Here is a 19667-nt window from a genome sequence, read left to right as displayed (position 1 = left end):
TGTGCCCTCCTATTACAAGTTGTGCAAATATATATACTCCATTTGCCATTCCACTATTTTAAAAATTTATTAAATTGTTCTTTGTTTTCTTCAGATAACGTATCAGATAAAACATTATGTTCCATCCTATGTTTTTCACTATATTCTTCCATCATTTTTTTATTAGCCCACTCTATTTCGCCCATTAACTCCATAGCAGATAATAAGGCTGCTCCGTTTCCTCTAATGATTATCTGTTCTAAGTTATCTGAAGTGGCAACTGTTATACTGTAATTTCCGTGGTTCTGATGAACAAATTTTTCAATATATTGATCTGCAGTTTCCGCTTCTTTTGTATAAACAACATGAATGTTATTATAATCATATATTTCCACCTGGTGCCCTTGAACACGGTAAGCATCAAAAACTACGATAATTTTATTTTCTTTAATAGCTTGATAATTACATAAAATATCTAGTAATTTTGTCCTGGCTGCATCAATATTATCCTTTGCAATTTCCCTTAGACCCTCCCAAGCAAAAACAATATTATAACCATCCACCAATAGGTAGTTTTCCTTTGATATATTATTTACACTGCTATAAGTATCAGTTTTATAATGGCTCTCTAAGGCAGTTCTTCTTTTTTTCCAAATAGATTTTTTACCTTGATTTGCATAAAAGGTTTTACTTATAATCTCATCAATTTCATCTAAGCCTATAGACTGCTCCTGTGCTTGGGATGATTTTTTTGTTATTTGTGAACTAGTGCTTTTTTCTTTCTGCAAATAGCTTTCTAAATGCATATAATTTTTAACCTCATCCCAATTCACTAAGAAACCAGTACCATTAGCACAAAAAACTGAACCTGTAGGGTTTGATGTATCTCTTTCTGGATTATATGCAATGCTTTTTATAATCTCATCTGAATTATGACAAGGTGCATATCCCTTTAAACTGTAAAATAATCTTCCCTTGCCTTTAGTATAGCTAATCACATCTCTTTGATAGTTTCTCATGGTAACCACAGGGGCGCTTCCTACAACTGCTGCTATATCTCCATTTACCCCAGTTATTTCGCAGGTTCCATGCATTTTTTCAATATCCGTCATGGCCCTTCCCACCATTTTTTCCGGCAGCTCTAATTGAAATTCATAATATGGTTCTAGCAATATAGAATTTGCCTGCATAAGCCCCTGTCTCACTGCACGATAAGTGGCTTCTCTAAAATCACCACCCTCAGTATGCTTTTTATGGGCCCTTCCTGCAACTAATGTTATTTTCATATCTGTTATCATTGATCCAGTTAAAACACCTTTATGAGCCTTTTCTTCTAAATGAGTCAGTATCAATCTCTGCCAGTTCTTTTCCAAACAATCTTCACTACAGTTCATAAAAAACTGTAAGCCTCTGCCAAGTTCCCCAGGCTCCATCAATAGATGTACCTCAGCATAATGTCTTAGAGGCTCAAAATGACCAACCCCTTCTACAGTATTCAAAATTGTTTCTTTATAAAGTATAGTTCCAGAATCGAATGTTACATCAATATCAAAACGATCTTTTATAATACTTTGTAAAATTTCAATTTGTACTTCTCCCATTATTTGAACCTGAATTTCTTGCAAATTCTCCTCCCAAATAATATGAAGTTCAGGTTCCTCCTCCTCTATTTCACGCAGCTTTGGAAGCAAGATTCTTGGATCACAGTCCTCTTTTAATATAACCTGATATGACAATACCGGCTCAAGCAGTGGTTTAGAAGATGCACTTTCGACGCCAAGCCCTTCACCTGGATAAGTTTTTGTAAGTCCAGTAACCACACATATTGATCCAGCCTCTGCTTCACTTACAAGTTCAAATTTCTGACCTGAGTAAATTCGAATTTGATTTACTTTCTCTTCCCAAATATTATATGTACTGTTTTCTATGTCTGTAGGTTTATTGGTTAAAGCTGTCTTAACCTTTAAGCTTCCTCCAGTTATCTTCATAAAGGTTAGACGGTTTCCTTGATCATCTCTAGAAATTTTAAATACTTTTGCACCAAACTCCTCCACATATAAAGGTCTTTCAGAATACTTTACTATTCCATTAATAAACTCTTCTACACCTTCTAATTTAAGTGCAGATCCAAAATAACATGGAAAAACCTTACGACTCTTTATTAGTTCAGAAATCAGAGCGCTTTTGATTTCACCTGTTTCTATAAAATTCTCCATAACCTTTTCGTCACACATTGCAATTTGGTCATAAAAAATATCCATATCATTTTCTTGAAACTCTATACATCCATCATTTAATCTATTTTTTAGCTCTTTCATAAGCTTTTCCTTATCAGTGCCTACTTGATCCATTTTATTAATGAATATAAACACTGGAATTTTATATATAGACAATAAACGCCATAAAGTTTGGGTATGACCCTGTATTCCATCAGCACCACTTATGACTAATATTGCATAATCTAATACTTGAAGTGTTCTTTCCATCTCTGCTGAAAAGTCTACATGCCCTGGAGTGTCAAGCAAAGTAATTTGTACTTCATCCACCTGAAATATGGCTTGCTTTGAGAATATGGTTATTCCTCTTTCTTTCTCGAGCCTATAGGTATCTAGATAAGCATCTTTATTGTCTACTCTTCCTAGCTTTCGAATTTTTCCACTTAAATATAGCATACTTTCTGATAATGTTGTTTTTCCCGCATCTACGTGTGCTAATATTCCTACTACTATTTTTTTCATGATCTATTTCAATTCCTTTACTTTGGTATTAACTTATATATATATTATATCTTGTTTAATAGCAAATGTCTTGATTAGACAAATAAGTTGATAATTATAATCAAATATGGAAAATTACCTTTCTTTTTTAGTTTATGGAATTTAAATAATTCTGTTCATTCATGTTTAATCTGCATCCTAACATTCCCACTGATTTTCCTTCATATCAACATGATTCGCATCTTTAAAGGATACACCTTCTTCTAATAGCAGAAATCGTTGTTCTTGCCACCCAGGTGCCAACCTTCCAGCATGATTTACCACACGATGACATGGATATCTCCCATAAAATTCTGCTTGGCTAAGAACCTTCCCGACAAGTCGCGCATTTTTGGCTCTACCAATAAGGCCAGCAATTTGTCCATACGTAGCCACTTTCCCTTCTGGGATTTCTTCCACAACGGAAAGTATTTCATAAATTAATTTTTCATCCATAATTTTTTTCATATATTCACCTGCAATATGAAGCCTTACTTGGATATATTGTTATATCTTTAAACAATATTTTAATATTTAATGTTCTGTCTTGGTGATATAATACTAACAAAAAATAAACAGTGTATCAACGCAACATAGTGAGGGACAGTGATAATGAAGCCATTAAATTTAAATATGATACAAAAATCTTTTCAATGCATTAAGTGTATTCATTATCGTCCAACTTGCCTTGACTAAGTATTTGTCAGTACTTAGTATCCTTTAAGATTTTTCTTACCATATTACAAACTTCTTATTTTTGTATATTAAATAAGTTATCTAAAATAAATTTATCAACAGTTCTATTAATACTTAAACTACCTATTTCACTAATCCATCCTTCTGGAATCACTATATATTTACATGTACTTTCTTTACCTTTTAAATAATTATATATTATATGAGCTTCATCTATTTCATTCTTGCCAATATTAACTGAAGTTTTTAAAGCATTACCAAAATAGGATATAATATTACTTTTCAATTTGTTCTTTATTTCATCAACACCAAAATCACTAATTTTATATTTTTCACTGAAAATTACCTTATTATATCTTATTAAAAAAAACTTAATTTCTTTATCATTTAAAAACTCTACTAAAGCAATATTTTTATTGGCTTCTGTAAATGCAATAATTTTCGCAGTACTTATCAAATGCTTTATTGCCCTTATATAATCTCTATATTTAGCTGCACGTTCAAAATCAAAGTTTTCAGCAGCATTATTCATTTCCTGATCCATTTCTTCAAGAATAGTAAAATCAGTTCCATTAAGAAGCTTTATCACTTTTTCCACTAAAGCAAAATAATGCTTCTTAGGAGGATTAGCTGTACACATACCAATACACAAATTTCTAGAATACTTTATACAGCCTGAGGCCTTTCGAGAACTATTAGTACATAAAATTTTGCTATGTTCCTTTATACCATAAAGCCCTTTTTCTATAGTATTTTTATTAGTATAAGGCCCAAAATAAAGATTTCCATCAGAATTGTTAGTCTCACTGACAATTTCAATATCTGGATATTTCTCATTCATATTTATTTTAATATAACAATAACCTTTGGTATTTTTCATTTGTCTATTATATATTGGTTTAATTTCTCTGATTAATTTGCATTCAAGAAGTAAAGCTTCAAATTCAGTATCTGTTAAGATATAATCAAAATCCTTAAGGTTTTTCACTAACTTTATTACTTTTGGAGAATGTGATTTAGAATTTATAAAATAAGACCCAACCCTATTTCTTAGATTTTTAGATTTTCCCACATAAATAATAGTATCCAGTGAATCTTTCATAAGATATACTCCTGGTGAAAAAGGCAGTTTTTTAACTTTTTCTTTTATATCCAAAGTTATATCCTCCTAGTTGAGTAATAACATTCCCCATTACATTTTCCATGTAGCAATTTATCTTTTACTACTTTTTCATAACTCTTGCTATCTTCAATATCATCCAACATATCTACAGCTTTTTTTAAATTTCGTACATCTCTCTCCATATTCTCAATGGAATTTCCTCTTCCAACCACTTTTAAATGTGTAATACCAGCCTTTTTTAGTTCTTTTAAAGAACATAATCCGCAGCCTGTCTTACCCAAAACATATGAATCTTTCATTTCGTCTTCATTTCCTGTATAACATTGATTTTCCATATAAATTTCTTCATTATACTTATTTTCCAGATCTTTATAATATAGCTCAAGCCTTCTATCTACTTCTTTAAAGTTATTTGCATATTCATCTACTTTTGATAACTGATATGGCATTTTACACAAATGTATCATTTCATCGCAGTGCAGAGAATTACAAAAAGCCCCAGTATAATGGCATCTTTCATTTAAAATAAATGCTTCATACTCTAAGTTTTTCATTTTATTATTATTTATACATGATTTCATATCTTCAATTGAATTTTTCCTGTGGAATATGTAACGGGATATATTGAGTTTATTAAAAAAATCAATGAAAAAACGATTTAATTCAGCACATTCTCCACTTAAATGTATGAAACATATTATATTCTTATCTTTCAAATATAATATAAGTGCAATATCTGCTATAATGAATTCATTAAAACCAATATCTATTAAATCTTTTATTATTTTGGCTATCATTTCATATTGTTCTTCAAGGTAGTATAAATAATTAAAAGTTATACTCACTGGCACCTTATATATATCAACCATCCTTTTAAGTATTTTCATATCCTCCAGAGAACTTATCTGAATATTATAATAAAGCACTTCTCTTCTATTTAAAGGAAACAGATTGCCATATTTTTTATTCCACTCATAGGGTACAAATCCACAAAATACTTCATCTGCCCCAGCTTTCACTAATGTTTTATAATCATCAATACAGCCTAGTCCTGCTGTTATCTTCATCATATTTTCCTCCTAAGTACAATACAAGCGCCTATTGGTTTACTTTCCTGCTCATATCTTACGCTATATAAAATTCAAAACAAATCTATCTATACCACTATTTATGTAATACTCTACTTCCTTTGGTTTTTTCAGTAAAGTATCATCAAAAGCAAATAAAGAATTGTACCTTCCAACCATTTTTAAATGCTTGGGATAAGAAAAAACATAATCATTGCAATACTTTGGGCATGCAGTAACAAGCTTCTGATTTCCCCTGTCCATGGTTGTACACATTGCATATAGTGGGCAATATTGTGATGTGTTTGTTTGATAAAAAGGAATATGCATACTATGGTAGCCTTCTGCAATAGAAATTTTATATCCACAGCTTTCGTATTCATATCGTTGTATTTTGTAGTCTTTCAAAAACTTATTAAAAATTGAACTATTAAGGTTGTTTTCTGACATTAGTTTCTTGTTCTCCATATATCCCTTCTTATAAATATATCTTGGATCTTTTTTTCTCTTATTCAATAAAACCCCTAAGGACAACTTAAAACAATTTGTTTTATTCTCAACCAATTTCAGCATTCCAAAGTCATTTACTATAATCTCTATTACCACATTATTTTCATCACACCAATTATATACTTTATCTATAACATCTCTCGTTTTTTCTATATAACACTCTCTCATATATGTAAAACATAAAGTTATCTGAAGTTCTTCTTCTTTGGCCTTTTGCATCATATTCATTAACATTTTCATTTGTGGAAATAAATTATGGCAAAATTCATTTCCAATATAAAGCCTGGTAATATCTTTTTGAAACAATTTATGATTATCTACAAAATTCTCTTTTAAATAATCATTTTTAAAACTCCTGATATCCTTGTTCATATACTTCTTATATAAAATATCATTATCTAAAGCAATAGCTACCTCTATTGAATCAATAATGTTCTCATTCCATTCTGAATAATTTAGCCCTGACATCCAGTCTCTTTTCTGTTCTAGATAATACTTATAAAATTCATAATCCAATTCTGCTGGATATCCAACCATTTCCTTTGAAAATTCATTATCATCACCAAAAGCTTTTAACCTAACATATGTTGAATAGTTTTTAAAAATATTTCTTACATTATTTGAATATTCATCCATTTCAATAGAAAAAACATATGTTAAACTGAACTCCTCTTTTCTTTTTTCTATAATGTTGTAATTTTTTATTATTACTTCCTCATATCTGCCTTCATCAAATATATAAAATATTACTTTTAAACAATCTATTTTATCTATTTCATCAGCCAAACGCACAGTTAACTTTTTAGGAGATATTTTTAATATACGTACTTCTCTGTCATTTAATAAACAGGTTAAAATTCCTGATGGTAAAAATTCTACTTCTTCCATTCCCAAAATGTGATACCTCCTCTTAATAAATATACTCTATTACAATCTAATTATATATTATTATTTAGCACAATATATAATTAAATAGCCCCACCCTCAGTATTATAATATTGAAAATATAAAAGAAGAGCAATAACTTATGAAAAAACAGTAGAACAAATTCAATTATTAAAAAATTTCTACTAAAACTACCTGCCAGTAAGATATCATTAGATCTCTTCTTCCTTCAAATATTTCATAATCTATTTATTTTTTGGCAAAATTCTACTATAATTATATATGTTTCATAAAAATAGAAAAATAAACAGTTAAAATTACAAAATTCAACTTTCGCAATTTAATCATAATGGACTCAATGCTTTTAGTTAATGGTTACTGAAAATTTTATATGTGTAAAAGTTGAGTTATAGATCAATTTAGGAGGACTTAACATGGCCATTTTGGGAATAGATTTAGGTACTACAAATAGTTTAATATCATATTTCACAGAAAATGGTCCCATAATAATACCCAATGCCCTAGGCAGCAAGTTAACACCTTCTGTTGTAAGCATTGATGATAATGGCGAAATATTAGTAGGACAAGTGGCAAAGGAACGTTTAATCACTCATCCTCATTGCACTGTTGCTGCTTTTAAACGTTATATGGGAACCAATAAAGCCTTTCATATAGGAGATCATAAGTTTTTACCAGAAGAACTCTCATCCTTTATTATACGTTCTTTAAAGATGGACGCTGAAGCATATCTAGGTGAACCTGTAGAAGAAGTTATAATTAGTGTACCTGCGTATTTCAATGATACTCAAAGAAAAGCTACTCAAAGAGCTGGTAGATTGGCTGGACTAAAGGTAGAAAGATTAATAAACGAACCTACAGCTGCAGCAATTGCTTATGGGCTTCACCAAAAAGAAACAGAATCAAACTTCTTAGTTTTTGATTTAGGTGGTGGAACCTTTGATGTTTCTATATTAGAATTGTTTGAAAATGTAATGGAAGTAAGAGCTGTATCTGGAAATAACTTTTTAGGCGGAGAAGATTTTACCGAAGTTCTTGTTAACCTATTTATTGAACACCACAAATTAAATAAAGAAACTTTAGATCTCAAAGTATATGTTGCTTTAAGAAAGCAGGCAGAAATTTGCAAAAGAAATCTTAAGGAAAACAATTCTGCTTTTATGAGCTGTCACATAGATGGACAAGTTTTAGAATTTAACATAACCCGCCAGGAATTTGAAGTTGCAGCTAAATCACTTATTAATAAACTTAGAAATCCTATTGAAAGAGCTTTAAAAGATGCTTCAATAAATCCAGATGAGCTTGATTCTATAATCCTAGTTGGTGGTGCTACTAGAATGCCTTTAATAAGCAGTTTTATAAGTAAACTCTTTGGCAGAATACCTTGCTGCAGTATTAATCCTGATGAAGCAGTTGCTTTAGGAGCAGGAATACAATCTGCAATGAAAGAAAGAAATTCTGTATTAAAAGAAGTTGTACTTACAGATGTTTGTCCGTATACTCTTGGTACTGATGTAGTAGTTAGAGATACTTCCGGCAAATTTGAGCCAGGACATTTCTTTCCAATTATAGAACGTAACACTGTAATACCTGCAAGTAAGCAAGAACTTTTGTATACAATATATGATAACCAAAAATCCATAAATATTGGGATATATCAAGGAGAAAGCCGTCTTATAGAAAATAATATTAAACTTGGAGAACTAAACATTGATGTACCACAAGCTCCCGCTGGCATGGAGGCTATTGCTGTAAGATACACCTATGATATTAATGGAATTTTGGAGGTAGAAGTAACTGCTGTTGAAACTGGATTAAAAAAGAGAATAGTTATTGAAGAAAATCCAGGTATGATGTCTGAAGAAGAAATTACAAAGAGGCTTAAAGCTTTAGAAAGTATAAAGATTCATCCAAGAGACAGAATGGAAAATAAACTACTTATTGCTCGAGGAGAACGTCTTTATGAAGAATATCTAGGAAACGACAGAATTTTAATTGACAACATGCTTCAAGATTTTGAGTATATATTGAAGCGTCAAAATAATGATGAAATAAGAAAAGCTGCCAATGTATTAAAGAAAAAATTAGATCAAATAGAAAAATATCAGGAGTTTTAAAATGAATTATTGGAATATATTAGATATTGAACCTACAGTTGATATAAAAGCAATTAAACGAGCTTATGCTAGTAAATTAAAATTATATCACCCTGAGGATGACCCGGAAGGCTTTCAAAAGCTTAGAGAAGCCTATGAATCTGCCTTAAAAGAAGCAAAATATATAAAAGAAGTTAAATCTTCAAATATTGTTAAAGATGAAAAAGCAGTTTTACAAAATGAAGATATAACATTAAAAACTAAATTTCCTAACACTTATAATGATTTTAATGAAAATGAACCAACAAATGTTTCTGAAAACTTAGTAGACAAATTTATGAATAGAGTTCATTCAATATACAATGACTTCTTTAAGAGAATTGACATCAACAATTGGAGAGAATTATTGGAAGATGAAACCTTTTGGGTATTAGATATAAAAAAAGCCTTAAGTTTTAATATGCTGGAATTTTTAATGGATAACTATAATCTTCCACATGATGTTTGGCTTTTATTAAATGAATACTTTTTCTGGACTGAAGAAGAAAATGATTTATATAAACAATTTGATGAATCTTTTATAAATTTCATTATGAGTCAGATTTATTCTCCGTGCAGCTTACGTTATGAATTCTTTAAAAAGGATTATGAATGTAATTATGATGAATTTATATCTCTTCGTTTAACTGCTTTTAATGCACTAATAAATAATAATCTAGAAGCTTCTGAAAAATCTTTAAAAGCCGCTATGGAGATATTCCCTAATGATCCTGATTTACTTAGAATGCTAGGTACATACTATTTGAGGTTGGACAACTTACAAAATTCAAAATCAACTTTTACTCATTTAATAGAGGTTGCTCCAAAGGAAATTGATGGATACTTAAATAGAGGATATATATTCTTAAAGCTTAAAGAAATAAATAGTGCTTATTATGATTTTCAACAAGCTCTTACTTTAATGCCTGACAATGTATCAGCTTTAAGAGGACTTGCAAGGTGTTATTTCCATTTTAATAACCTACTAGAATCAAAAATTTTATATGAACAAATATCTGAAACATGCCCTTATGATGTTGATTCTCGTGCATGTATACTTGAAATAAATGCTAAGTTAATTGATGAATATAGTGAAAAGTTAGCTAATGATCCTGAAAATATTAGCATATTATACGAATTAGCTAAAATCTATTTTGAAATGGATTATTTTGAACAATGCTACAATACTATTAAAAGACTGCCTAAAAATGTGGATGTAAATTCTGATATGTATTTATTATTAGCAAGAGCTTTATATAACATGAAAGAAGAGGAAAAATGCTTAAAATTCTTTGATAAAGCCCTAGCACTGTCATATGAAGAAGGTAAAAATGGTTATGAATCACTTTTCTACAGAGGAGTATTCTTCTTAGAATTAAAACAAGATTTTGATGCAGCATTAAAGGATTTTAAAGCTGCTCTAAAAATAAATAGGTATGATGCTGAGCTCCTATCTAACCTTGGTGATGCTTATAGATGTAATGGTGATCATCATAAGGCTGTAGAATTTTGTGATGAAGCTATTAAAATTAATCCATCTAAATGGATATATTATTCTATTAGAGGAATTGCTCACTATGCTTTGAAAAATTTCAAAGAAGCAAGGGATGATCATCGTGTAGTTGTAGATCATAGATATTCTTTTTCTAACGCATGGTATAGAAAAGGTTATTGTCATCTTCAATTAGGAGAATATGAGGAGGCCGCAAATTCTTTTAAAGAAGCATTAGACTGGCATACATCTATTAAGGATATACATTTGCGTCTAGCTTTAACTCATTTTAAACTTAAAGATTTGAGAGCTGCTCTTAAGCAGATAAAGCTTTATTGTGATGCTAATCCTAAAGATCCTTTTGGTTTCATACTAATAGGAGATATCCATAGAGCTACTGGAGATGTATCAAGAGCCCTTAAAGACTATCTTACAGCTTATGAATTAAAACCTGACAGCTGCAAAATACTTAAACTTCTAGCATATTGCTATTCATATAAACAGGATTTCAAAAAGGCTTTTGAATATTATGAGAAAATATTAGAGATTAATAAAGAGGATGAAGATGCATATATTAACTCTATTTGGCTTTGTGCTGAACTCAATGATTTTATAAATGGAGGAAGTGCTTCTTCAGATTATGAAGGCTTTGTGAAGAAAAATCATGATATTAAATTAAATCCATACACTGAATTCCATTATGGTGTAATTTTATACAAAAAGGGCTTATGCAAAATTGCTATTTACAATCTTGAAAATGCACTTGAATTAGGATTAAAAAGTGGTGATTTATTAAGTTATTTAAGTATGGTTTATTATGAATCAGGCAACAAGAAAAATGCACTTAAGTTTGCTAAAGAGGCATTAGATACTGATCCTTCTAATGAAGATTTTAAAGTTCGTTATGAAGGTATTCTAAAATATCAGTGCAGAAAAGGATTTTTAATGTTCAAAACAAATCCGTCTTCACAAAAAGCTTGGCCTTCTACTAAACCATTAGATCATTACCCTTTAAATTTACCTACTTTAAATATTAGTATAGGAGAAAATTATGAAGAAGATTTATAACCCAGATAACTTAAGCGAGGCTCAACTTTGGATGATAGCTTTAAGTTCAGTATTAGGTGAACAAAACGATTATCGTCATGATACTTTATGTGGATGTGAAAAAACACCTGAACTAATAGAAGATAATAGACATATGATGAAACGTGATTGGGGTATATCAAATAAAGCCGACCTTCTAGGATCTCTTAACTGGCTTCTTAAGGATGGTCATGGAATTGATTTTTTACAGGAAAGGTACTTTTTTTCTACTCTTTCTGAAACTGAACAAAACACATATTTGAACAGACTTGATAAGAATTCTTCAAAATACATTCAGTACAGTCTTATCAAAAATTATGACAAAATTACTCCTAATGCAGGCGTAATCGCATGGGATTATGGTAGATATATATTTTTATGTAGAGATGGAGTTTTCCTTAATTATATATCCAGCGAAGAAGCTTGGAATCTTATGCTTAAAGTTGCTAAACTTGCACAAAAGGCCTACTCCAGCTGGAGGGAATATGGATTAGCTTACATTGCAGGAAGGCAAACCTGGTTAAAAAACATGTCTGCAGATTCCGCTGAAGAACAAGTTTCCAAGATTAAAAATTTAATTATAGATAAAGAAAGTCCTTGGAATACATTAGATTGGAATACAAACTTAGAGTAAGTCTAAAAATCAATGAGTCTTACTTAGTGGAAGTACAGTATATAATCATCAAAATTAAAAAGCCATTGCTTCGCACTATTAAGCAATGGCTTATTGTATTCAAAACATCTTCGTTGCTATTCATCATTCTTTATTTTACTGTTCAGTATAGGTATCATAGTAGCTATTATTAGAATTGCTAATATTACAAATGCCATTCCATTAGAAGCAGCAAATCCACTGGGCTCAGTTCCTTTTATAACACCTGATACTTGAAATATTATACCAATAAGTCCTATTATAGAACCACCGGCAACAAGTCCTGAAGATAAACTTATGCCATTAGAAACTCTAACTTCTTTTTCCCTTTCTGATTTAGAAGCTCTTTCTACAAGCAGACGAACTATTGCACCTATTAATATTATAGAAGTTGTAGATATTGGTAAATAGAATCCTATAGCAACTGTCATTATAGGAAGGTCTAATAAAAATAAAACTATTCCCATAACAGCACCAGCAATTATCATAACCCAAGGAAGCTTACCTGACATTATACCCGCAGTTAGCGTTGACATTAAATTAGCTTGAGGTAGTGCAAATGGTACTTTATCACCAGTCATTGCAAGCTGGCTTGAAAGTACTAATATGGTACCAGTAACTACTGCAACACCAACCACACCAGCCACAGCAAAATATTTTTGCATTTCATTTTTATCTCCACCAATTACAAAAGTAACTTTTTGTGATTGACAATAACCACCAGCCGTAGCTATAGCAGTAACTATAAATGTACCAAATAAAAGTAACGATCTATTACTTCCAGGATTTTTCCACCCCATTATGACAAATAGCAATGTTACAAGAACTATAGAAGATATAGTCATACCAGACACAGGAAGGTTGGAAGTTCCTATAGTCCCAGTTAAACGACCAGAAACTATAACAAATAGCATTGATAAGAATAATGACAAAATAGAAGCAGTTATTGCCATTACCATATTGCCACCAGATACTAAAAATCCACCTATAAAACCTACCACTATACCACCCAATAATATTAAAGTTCCTGCAGATGAGCCTCCCTCACCATTTGTGGACTTAGCATTAAGAGTTTCTTGTATAGAAGATACTATAGTTGGTATAAGCCTTATGGCACCTATTAATCCACCAGAAAGCATCATACCTGCTCCAATATATTTTACATAACTACCAGCTATATGTTTGACCTGCATGGCACTTATAGCTACACCTGGATTGTTCCATACATTAGCTCCACCTTTTCCAAAACCTGCAAAATAGCCTATTAAAGGCAAAACAGCAAAGTTAGACAATATGGAACCTGCAAACATAGTTAATGAAACATCCATACCAACTATAAATCCTATACCCAGTAATAGAGGATTAACTTCAACTTCAAATCTCCACTTATAAAAGGACTCATTTATGTAGCTTATAACATTGTTAGCTATATTTAAAAATGAACTAGTTATAACAGTTATAATACCACCTATTACAAATCCAATTCCCATATACTTCATTGATTCTCCAGCACCTTCTGAAGCAACAAGTGTTTCAGATATGGCCATGGATTCAGGGTACATCAATTTCCCATGTTCTTCAACAATGAGATAATTATAAACAAGCGAAGCTATTCCTATACCAAATAAAACCCCACCTACTCCAACAGTAAATCCTTCTAAAAAAGAAACTTTAGAACCTATTAAAAATATTGCTGGCAAAACAAATATCATACCACTGGCAATTGATTCTCCACCACTTGACATACCTTGAAGTAAGTTTTTACCAAGAATACCTTTTTGTTTTGCAAGTACAGCTATAAATGCAGAACCTATTATAGAACCAGGTATACCAGCAGCAACTGTAAGCCCTGATTTCATACCTGAATAAGCAGTAGATGCTGCAAATAGTGCAGCTAAAATAATACCAATTATTAGTACAACACCATTTCCACCAGACCTCGAGCCCTTTGAAATATAAGGGACATATTCTTTACCAGCTATTCCACCATATGCATTTTTAGATAACTTATTATCCATAAAAAAACACCTCCTTCAAGAAATATTGTCCTCATTTCTCAAATTTTCTATACATTTAGTATTCTTTTTAACTATCTATCAATTTTCTTCTTTAATTCTGAATGCTTTATTGCCCAAGATAATATAAATACACTATGCTAATTAAAAGGATGGTTTAATATGAAAATCATTAAAAAAGATCAGCTTATTAAGCTTTATAAGAATGGCCTTGAAATAGAAAATATAATAAAAAAATAAAGATGGCACTTATATTATAGTACCATCTTTTTCATTACAAATTTGTTTTTTCTATGTAGTGACAATTAACATCGATATGGTTTAAAAATAGTAGTAATCTTTCATAAGTCGGGTGAGCTTCGTCACCATACTTTGTTTCTAGATTTTCTCCAATATCTTTTACTGTTTTCTTGCCATCTACTTGTAAAAACACATAACTTGCATATTCATCCAGAGTAGTTTTTTTATATTCTGGAATTCTAAATTTAAGTTTTCTAAAGAACCTTTGAATCTTGTGATCTTGTTTTTCAAGTATAGTCACAATATTGTCCTTGTCCACTTCATATTCTAAATTATCAACAATTTTAAATATTATATTTAAAACATCTTCGTTGTTATTCAGCATCTTTCACCTTACTGTTTAATATAGGCACTACAGAAGCTATTATTAAAGCTATAAGTATTATATATGCCATTCCATTAGAAGCAGCAAATCCACTTGGTTCGCCTACTTTTATAACTTTTACTACATTTATAAGTATTATACCTACAAGTCCTATTATAGAACCGCCAGCAACAAGTCCAGAAGATAAGCTTATACCATTAGCAACCCTAGCTTCTTTTACTTTTTCAGACTTGGACATTTTTTCTACAAATAAACGCATGAAAGCACCTATTAATATTATAGAGTTTGTAGATATTGGTAAGTAAAATCCTATAGCAATTGTCATTACAGGAAGTTTTAATAAGTATAAGAACAATCCCATAACGGCACCAACAATTATCATAACCCAAGGTAATTTACCTGACATTATACCTGCAGTTAATGTTGACATCAAGTTAGCCTGAGGTAATGCAAATGGCACATTGTCACCAGTCATTGCAAGCTGACTAGAAAGTACTAATATAACACCAGTAACTATTACAACACCAACTATACCAGCTATAGTAAAATATTTTTGCATTTCATTTTTGTCACCACCAATTATAAAGGTAACTTTTTGTGATTGACAATATCCACCAGCTGCAGATATTGCAGTAACTATAAAAGTACCAAATAAAAGTAATGATCTGTTATCTTCAGGAGTTTTCCATCCCATTACAACAAACAATAATGTTACAACAACTATAGAAGCTATAGTCATACCTGATACAGGAAGGTTTGAAGTACCTATAGTACCAGTTAAACGACCAGAAACTATAACAAATAGTAATGATAAAATTATTGATAAAATAGCTCCAGATATTGCCATAGCTATATTACCACCAGACACCACGAAACCACCTATAAAGCCTACTACTATACCTCCAATTATTATAAAATTTCCAACAGATGAACTGCCAGTATTTGAAGATTTAGCATTAAGAGTTTCTTGTATAGAAGATACTATAGTTGGTATAAGTCTTACAGCACCTATTAAACCACCTGAAAGCATCATACCTGCTCCTATATATTTTACATAACTACCAGCTATGTCTTTAACTTGCATTGCACCTATAGTAACATGAGGATTATTCCATACAGTTGCACTTCCCTGACCAAGAGAAACAAAATAACCTATTAAAGGCAAAACAGCAAAGTTAGATAGTATAGAACCAGCAAACATCATTAAAGAAACATCCATACCAACTATAAAGCCTATACCTAATAATAAAGGGTTAACTTCAACTTCAAGCTTCCATTTATAAAAAGATTCGTTTACATAGCTTATAACGTTATTAGTTACATTTAAAAATGAACTAGTTATAACAGTTATAACACCACCTATTCCAAAGCCTATTCCCATGTACTTCATTGATTCACCAGCACCTTCTGAAGCAACAAGTGTTTCAGATATAGCCATTGATTCAGGGTACATTAATTTTCCATGTTCTTCAATCATTAAATAATTATGAACAAGTGAAGCTCCACCTACACCAAATAAAACTCCACCAACACCAACAATAAAACCTTCTAAGAAAGTAACTTTTGAACCTATTAAAAGTATTGCTGGCAAAACAAATATCATACCACTAGCAATGGATTCACCACCACTTGACATACCTTGAACTAAGTTTTTGCCAAGAATACCTTTTTGTTTAGCAAATATAGCTATAAATGCGGAACCTATTATTGAACCAGGTATACCAGCAGCAACTGTAAGCCCTGATTTCATACCTGAATAGGCAGTAGATGCTGCAAATAATGCAGCTAAAATAATACCGATTGTTAATACAGCAACATTTCCACCAGATTTAGAACCACCGGAAATGTAAGGAACGTAGTCTTTACCCGCTACGCCACCATATGCATCTTTAGATAATTTTTTATCCATAAGATGTACCTCCTTTTATATTTTATAATTATGGTAACACTGCAATTCATTATAGTATAACTATAATTATAAAATAGATTATACCATAATTATTGCTAAAAATACACTTTTTTAATTTTATAAATAAAAAAAATTATTCATTAAAAGAATTAAAATGGTTTGTAAATAGCAATACCGTCATTAATTGAAATTCTATATTTTGTATTTAAAGGTTATATATAGCTTTAGCTCTGTTTTTCAACCTATCCCACTTATTAAAATTCTAATACATCAAACTGTTATGGTATTTTATAATCAAACACATTCAATTTAAATAATATATAAAAATTTTGCTCATTTTATGAATATTCTACATATTTAATCTCAATATTTTTATTTCGAACATATTCTACAGCATTTGATACGTCAGATTTTTAACATTCTTTAATTTTTGTTAATGAAAGTTTAATTTCTTTTTTTCAATATAGTTCTTTTATACTAATTCAATTGCACTACTATAGATAATATGTATTGTACCTCAATTAATTCCCATTACATAAGACTAGTGAATTCTGGAAAAGATAATAATATTTTAATCGATAAATAAAAACGAGGAGATTGCCATGAAAAATTTGGATAAAACGGTTTTGACCGTAAATGATTCAGAGAATATAGCTGATATTTATGATAAAGTTAATATAAATACTTATGTAGACACAGGCGAATTTATCTATTATATTGATTCTTCACAATACTATAAATTATATAGAATTTCTAAATATGATGGAAAAAGAGAATTAATAGTAGATTCTAAAGTAGAAAATGCTGTAATAGTAAAAGATAGTATATTTTATACTATAAAACATGAAAATGAAATTATGTTAATTAAGTGTAATTTAGAAGGAAAAGATACTTATATAATATATAATAATTTGTCTTACATTAATGCTTACTGCATCAATGATGAAGTCATATATTACTGTGAAAATCATAATTTCAAAAGTTACATAAAATCAATGACATTGTACAATAAGAATAGTTCTATATTACATGAATCCATTGGATGTATTTCTGATCTCCATTATTTTAAAGATAATATATATTATAAAAGAAAAAACTACCCTTATGAAGGAGAAGAAGTGCTAAAAAAATTTAATATAAATTATAAAAATAAGGAATCTGTAGTTGAGACTTTTTGTAAAGATGTTTATTTTTATAATAATTACATTATATACAAGGACAAAAATCTTAGTTTAGCAGTTATAAAAGATTTACAAACTGGAAAAAAAGTTTATGAAACTAATCAGTGTAATAATATACTCGGGGTATTTAAGCAATATGTTCTATTTACTTATGAAGGCTTTACTGATATAGAAGCTAAATATGTAGAAAACATGCTCTATATGCTTAATATAGAAACATTAAATATAACAAAATTAACAGCTTGCAGTGTTTCAAAAGCTCAAAGGATAGATAATTACATATATTATAAAGTCAAGGATAAGGATACTACAATTTATAGACAGGATATAAATGGTGAAAACAAGAAAACCCTCAATAGCTCAAATAGTAATGGTGGTATAAAAGTATTAAATAAACTATTTCTCATGATGAAATAGTAAAAATAAATAATTTAGAGCAAACACATGTAAAATTTTAAGTGTTTGCCCTTTTATTCATGTAGTTAAGATTATAGTGTATTTAAATTTTGTGATAATTCTTTTAGTTCTTCCAAATTAGCGCTAACTTCTTCAAGTGAAGCTGCCTGTTGTTCTGTCAATGATAAAGTACCATTAGACATCTGAACTGAACTATCCACAGATTCTTTTATAGATAAATTGACATTTGCTATGCCATTTGCTGTTTCTTTTGACTTCAAGGATAATTTTCTAATCTGATCAGCAACTATACCAAAACCAGCACCAGCACTTCCAGCTCTTGCAGCTTCTATTGCAGCATTCAAACCCAGCATATTGGTTTCATTGGCAATTTGCTTTATAGATTCTGATATATTAAGTATTTCACTTGAAAAATTCTCTACTTTTTTTACTTCATTATTAAGCTGCTGTTGATTTGTTGATATTTCTACAGAAGAAGAAGCTAAATTATCTATTAAAGAAGAAGCTTGTTCAACATTTTCTTTTAACGTTTCAAACATTTTTTTAAACAAATACTGTTTGACACCAATTTGAACTAAAGTGTTACCAACTGTATGTAAAACTTCAGCCGCAATTTTCAATTCTTTTTTTGAAATAACATGCACTTTTTTAGAAGCAGCTACATACTGGTCCTCATTAATATCCAATTCCCTTGCCAACTGCCTAATTTTTTCTTCATCTAGTTCATTATTTGTTATTTGACCACCATATATTCCACCTAAGTGCTTTCCATTAACAATTATTGGTGCTGCAAAATCCACTAGACCTGCATGACAATCATATGTAACAGCTTCTCCAGTTCTTATTGACTCGTTAAGTCCCTTTAAATCACATTCCAAGCATCTTTTTTCTCCTAACTTAGAACCATGAGTATATTTCATGCAAAAATCTGTAAGATTACTACCATTAGTTAGCGCATTTCCATCCTTATCTAAGGTTATACTTGCTATACCAAAGCTATTTGCAAAATCATCTTGAAATTTTTGCAAAAGATTTAAATCTATCAAATCTTTTAATTCGACTTCATCCAACCAAGAATGTTGATTACCATTATGCCCCAAATTAATCAGCCCCTTTCCATT

General features: G+C 30.3%; 13 protein-coding genes. 4 read left to right on the top strand and 9 right to left on the bottom strand.

Annotated elements, in window-relative coordinates; translation table 11 throughout:
• Positions 1-53: 53 nt before the first annotated feature.
• The 5 genes from Ccar_RS02980 to Ccar_RS02960 form a co-directional block, all read right to left on the bottom strand.
• Positions 54-2717, bottom strand: a complete 2664-nt coding sequence (locus Ccar_RS02980; protein WP_007058952.1) for a translation factor GTPase family protein — start codon at positions 2715-2717, stop codon at positions 54-56.
• Positions 2718-2894: 177 nt separating this feature from the next.
• Positions 2895-3203 carry an MGMT family protein gene (locus Ccar_RS02975; protein ID WP_007058953.1) on the bottom strand — a complete coding sequence of 103 codons (309 nt, stop codon included), beginning with the start codon at positions 3201-3203 and terminating at the stop codon, positions 2895-2897.
• 283 nt (positions 3204-3486) lie between these two features.
• A complete protein-coding gene (locus Ccar_RS02970; protein WP_007058954.1) occupies positions 3487-4587 on the bottom strand; it encodes a UvrB/UvrC motif-containing protein in 1101 nt (366 codons plus the stop codon).
• A 2-nt stretch (positions 4588-4589) separates the two neighbouring features.
• Positions 4590-5621: a U32 family peptidase gene (locus Ccar_RS02965; protein ID WP_035774097.1), complete on the bottom strand. Its 1032-nt coding sequence runs from the start codon at positions 5619-5621 to the stop codon at positions 4590-4592.
• A 63-nt stretch (positions 5622-5684) separates the two neighbouring features.
• Positions 5685-7025 carry a hypothetical protein gene (locus tag Ccar_RS02960; RefSeq protein WP_007058956.1) on the bottom strand — a complete coding sequence of 447 codons (1341 nt, stop codon included), beginning with the start codon at positions 7023-7025 and terminating at the stop codon, positions 5685-5687.
• Positions 7026-7450: 425 nt separating this feature from the next.
• Here Ccar_RS02960 and Ccar_RS02955 point away from each other — a divergent pair, with 425 nt between their 5' ends.
• The 3 genes from Ccar_RS02955 to Ccar_RS02945 are packed head-to-tail and all read left to right on the top strand — an operon-like array spanning position 7451 to position 12381.
• Positions 7451-9151: a molecular chaperone HscC gene (locus Ccar_RS02955; RefSeq protein ID WP_007058957.1), complete on the top strand. Its 1701-nt coding sequence runs from the start codon at positions 7451-7453 to the stop codon at positions 9149-9151.
• Between the two features lies 1 nt (position 9152).
• Complete coding sequence (locus Ccar_RS02950) at positions 9153-11729, top strand: J domain-containing protein (RefSeq protein WP_007058958.1); 2577 nt, start codon at positions 9153-9155, stop codon at positions 11727-11729.
• Positions 11713-12381, top strand: a complete 669-nt coding sequence (locus tag Ccar_RS02945; protein ID WP_007058959.1) for a DUF1266 domain-containing protein — start codon at positions 11713-11715, stop codon at positions 12379-12381. The genes Ccar_RS02950 and Ccar_RS02945 overlap by 17 nt, the downstream gene beginning before the upstream one ends.
• A 116-nt stretch (positions 12382-12497) precedes the next feature.
• On the opposite strand, the gene Ccar_RS02940 is transcribed toward Ccar_RS02945, so the two are convergent.
• The 3 genes from Ccar_RS02940 to Ccar_RS02930 all read right to left on the bottom strand — a co-directional run bounded on the left by Ccar_RS02940 (position 12498) and on the right by Ccar_RS02930 (position 16948).
• A complete protein-coding gene (locus Ccar_RS02940) occupies positions 12498-14417 on the bottom strand; it encodes an OPT/YSL family transporter (protein ID WP_007058960.1) in 1920 nt (639 codons plus the stop codon).
• Between the two features lie 271 nt (positions 14418-14688).
• Positions 14689-15039, bottom strand: a complete 351-nt coding sequence (locus tag Ccar_RS02935; protein WP_007058961.1) for a PqqD family peptide modification chaperone — start codon at positions 15037-15039, stop codon at positions 14689-14691.
• Positions 15029-16948, bottom strand: coding sequence for an OPT/YSL family transporter (locus tag Ccar_RS02930; protein ID WP_007058962.1), 1920 nt, complete (start codon positions 16946-16948; stop codon positions 15029-15031). Before Ccar_RS02930 ends, Ccar_RS02935 begins: the two co-directional genes overlap by 11 nt.
• A 602-nt stretch (positions 16949-17550) precedes the next feature.
• Here Ccar_RS02930 and Ccar_RS02925 point away from each other — a divergent pair.
• Positions 17551-18546: a DUF5050 domain-containing protein gene (locus Ccar_RS02925; protein WP_007058963.1), complete on the top strand. Its 996-nt coding sequence runs from the start codon at positions 17551-17553 to the stop codon at positions 18544-18546.
• A gap of 71 nt (positions 18547-18617) precedes the next feature.
• On the opposite strand, the gene Ccar_RS02920 is transcribed toward Ccar_RS02925, so the two are convergent.
• Positions 18618-19646, bottom strand: a complete 1029-nt coding sequence (locus Ccar_RS02920) for a PocR ligand-binding domain-containing protein (RefSeq protein WP_007058964.1) — start codon at positions 19644-19646, stop codon at positions 18618-18620.
• Positions 19647-19667: the final 21 nt, after the last annotated feature.

This window comes from Clostridium carboxidivorans P7, assembly GCF_001038625.1.
GTDB classification, from domain to species: domain Bacteria; phylum Bacillota; class Clostridia; order Clostridiales; family Clostridiaceae; genus Clostridium_AM; species Clostridium_AM carboxidivorans.
Note: the sequence above shows the minus strand (reverse complement) of the source record. Positions and strands in the feature narration are given on the sequence as shown.

Excerpts from the sequence above, each read along its gene's own strand:
- Ccar_RS02950 (WP_007058958.1), top strand. The coding sequence starts at position 9,153 with ATGAATTATTGGAATATATTAGATATTGAACCTACAGTTGATATAAAA.
- Ccar_RS02955 (WP_007058957.1), top strand. The coding sequence starts at position 7,451 with ATGGCCATTTTGGGAATAGATTTAGGTACTACAAATAGTTTAATATCA.
- Ccar_RS02940 (WP_007058960.1), bottom strand. The coding sequence starts at position 14,417 with ATGGATAATAAGTTATCTAAAAATGCATATGGTGGAATAGCTGGTAAA.
- Ccar_RS02980 (WP_007058952.1), bottom strand. The coding sequence starts at position 2,717 with ATGAAAAAAATAGTAGTAGGAATATTAGCACACGTAGATGCGGGAAAA.
- Ccar_RS02930 (WP_007058962.1), bottom strand. The coding sequence starts at position 16,948 with ATGGATAAAAAATTATCTAAAGATGCATATGGTGGCGTAGCGGGTAAA.
- Ccar_RS02945 (WP_007058959.1), top strand. The coding sequence starts at position 11,713 with ATGAAGAAGATTTATAACCCAGATAACTTAAGCGAGGCTCAACTTTGG.
- Ccar_RS02975 (WP_007058953.1), bottom strand. The coding sequence starts at position 3,203 with ATGAAAAAAATTATGGATGAAAAATTAATTTATGAAATACTTTCCGTT.
- Ccar_RS02935 (WP_007058961.1), bottom strand. The coding sequence starts at position 15,039 with ATGCTGAATAACAACGAAGATGTTTTAAATATAATATTTAAAATTGTT.
- Ccar_RS02965 (WP_035774097.1), bottom strand. The coding sequence starts at position 5,621 with ATGAAGATAACAGCAGGACTAGGCTGTATTGATGATTATAAAACATTA.
- Ccar_RS02925 (WP_007058963.1), top strand. The coding sequence starts at position 17,551 with ATGAAAAATTTGGATAAAACGGTTTTGACCGTAAATGATTCAGAGAAT.